Origin of the sequence: Streptomyces sp. UNOC14_S4 (genome assembly GCF_020740835.1) — a bacterium.
Lineage (GTDB): Bacteria > Actinomycetota > Actinomycetes > Streptomycetales > Streptomycetaceae > Streptomyces.
The window spans coordinates 1-2,529 of record NZ_JAINFC010000766.1; the positions used below are offsets into that span (position 1 = coordinate 1).

At 76.5% G+C, this 2,529-nt stretch carries 2 protein-coding genes; one reads left to right on the forward strand and one right to left on the reverse strand.

Annotated elements, in window-relative coordinates:
• The coding region (locus K6I34_RS35470; RefSeq protein WP_229332147.1) for an ABC transporter ATP-binding protein at positions 1–758 on the forward strand (758 nt) is incomplete at its 5' end.
• Between the two features lie 20 nt (positions 759–778).
• Here the strand turns inward: K6I34_RS35470 and K6I34_RS35475 are convergent.
• Positions 779–2,529: helix-turn-helix transcriptional regulator (locus tag K6I34_RS35475; RefSeq protein ID WP_229332148.1), on the reverse strand; the 1,751-nt coding region annotated here is incomplete at its 5' end.

Here is a 2,529-nt window from a genome sequence, read left to right on the forward strand (position 1 = left end):
CGAACGGGGGGCCCGGGGGGCCGGTCCGCGTGACCTTCGACCGCGTCCGCTTCGCCTACCGTCCAGGGGCGCCGCCCGTCCACCACCGGGTCTCCTTCCACGTCCCCGCGCGCGGCCTGACCGCCTTCGTCGGCCCGTCCGGCGCGGGCAAGACGACGCTCCTCTCCCTGATCGAGCGCTTCTACGAGCCCGACTCCGGCCGTGTCCTGCTGGACGGCGAGGACGTACGGCACTGGCCCCTGGCCCGGCTGCGGGCCCGCATCGGCTACGTCGAGCAGGACGCCCCCGTCCTCGCGGGCACCCTGCGCGACAACCTGACGTTCGGCATCGCGCGGCCCCCGGACGACGAACTCGCGCGGGTCCTGCGCCTGACCCGGCTGGACGAGGTGACCGCCCGCCTGCCCGACGGGCTGGACACGGCCACCGGCCACCGCGGCTGCCGCCTCTCCGGCGGCGAGCGCCAGCGCGTGGCCATCGCCCGCGCCCTGCTCCGCCGGCCCGGCCTCCTCCTGCTCGACGAGGCCACGTCCCAGCTGGACGCGGCGAACGAGGCGGCCCTGCGCGACACGATCGCCGAGGCCGCCCGGGACACGACGGTCCTGGTGGTGGCCCACCGGCTGTCCACCGTGACCACGGCGGACCGGATCGTCGTCGTGGAAGCGGGACGGATACGGGCCGTCGGCACCCACGGCGAACTCATGGCCGGGGACGCGCTGTACGCGGCGCTGGCACGTACGCAGTTGCTCGTCGCGGAGTAGCAGCAGGCGTTCCCGACCGCCTAGCCGACGTATTCCGGCAGTCCGGTGCCCGCCTCGTCCATGCGGGACGCGAGCTGGGCGCGGCGCGTCACACCGAGCTTGCGGTAGGCGCTGGTGAGGTGGGTCTCCACGGTGCGGCGGGCGAGGTGGAGCGCCGCGCAGATCTCGGCGTTCGTCCGGCCCCCGACGGCGAGTTCGACGACGCGGCGCTCCGCCCGGGTGAGTGCGGCGCAGCCCGTCGTGACCCGGCGGATTCCGCGCGCGTTCCCGGCGTGCAGGGCGGATTCCGCGGCGTGGACCAGGCGGCCGGTCGCGCAGAGCCGTAGCGCCAGCGCATGCGCCTCGCGCAGGTCGGCGCGGCCCTTGCGGCCGTTCCCGGTGGCGATCCGGGCGCGGCCCCGGTCGATCAGGGTCTCGACGAGTTCCACGGGTGCCTGCGCGTGCCGCAGCAGGTCCACGGCCTCGCTCAGCGACGCGAGGCCCCGGCGGCCGCCCACGGCGGCGGCGTGGGCCCGGAGCGCGCGGCCGATCGTGCGGGGAGTCCCCCAGTTCCGTGCGTGGCGCAGCTCCTCCTCGGCCAGGTCGAGGGCTCGTTCCGGCTGTCCGAGCGCGGCCAGGGCGAGGGCCGCGCCGGACCGCCAGGGCGTGGCCACGGGGCTGACGAAGTCGCGGGCGCTCTGGCCGCGGCCGCAGGCCAGGTAGTCGTCGAGCGCGGCCTGCCAATTGCCGTCGGCGGTATGGATGACGGCGCGGGCGTAGCGCAGTTCGTTCCATTCCCAGGAGCTGTCGGCGCCGTCCTCGTCGAGGGCGGCCAGCAGCCGCCGGGCCCGGTCCCGGTGGCCGAGCTCGAAGTGGGCGAGGGCCACCATGGACGTCACGTGGGGCATGGGGATGCCCTGACCTGCGCAGGCGTCGAGGAGCGGGGTGTTCTCGGCGAGCAGCCGCCGGAAGTCGCCCGCCCACAGGGCCGCTTCGGCCCGTACGCTGATCAGGCACTGCTGGCCGATGTCGGTGAGGTCCGGGAGCCCGGGCGGCGCGGGAAGGCCCTCGTCGGCGAGGGCGCGTACGTCGTCCAGCCGGTCGGCCCACTGCAGCAGGGTGGCGGCGCTGCCCAGCCAGCCGGTGTGCAGCCGGGGGTCCACCGGCGCCTTGAGCCGCGGCAGCACACGGCCGACGGCCTCCGCCGCCGACAGGCTGCCCGTCCCGGCGTCGTACTCGGTGACCAGGCCGCAGGCGAGCGGCTCGATGGTGGCGGGAGCCGTCGCCGCCAGCTCCCGCATGCGGGCGACGGCGTTCCGCCACGCGACCGCGTCGTGGGAGGCGATGACGGCGGCGGTGGCCTGCAGGACGCGCACGATCTCGTCGTCGGTCACGGCGCTGCCCGCCTGGCGCATGACGTGCATGGCGGTGTCCGTACGGCCCCGGGCGACGAGGGCCGCGCCGAGCGCGGGCGCGACGGCCGCCCGTTCACGGTGATCGACGTGCAGCTCCAGCGCCGCGCGCAGCCTGCGGATGCCCGCGTCGGCACTGTGGGGCAGCTGCAGGACGCCGAGCCGCCGGCTGAGCCCGGCGCGGCGGGCGGGGGCGAGCGGAGCGGTGAGGGCGTGGCGCAGGAGTGCGGTGGCCTCGTCGGTCCGGCCCGCGCGTACGGCGTCCTCGGCCGCGTCCTCCAGGGACTGCGTCATCCACTCCTCGGCGGGCGGGTCGACGTGGAGCAGATGCGCGGCGACGTCGGCCGCGGGCGCGCCGTGCTCGTCGAGCAGGCGGGCGA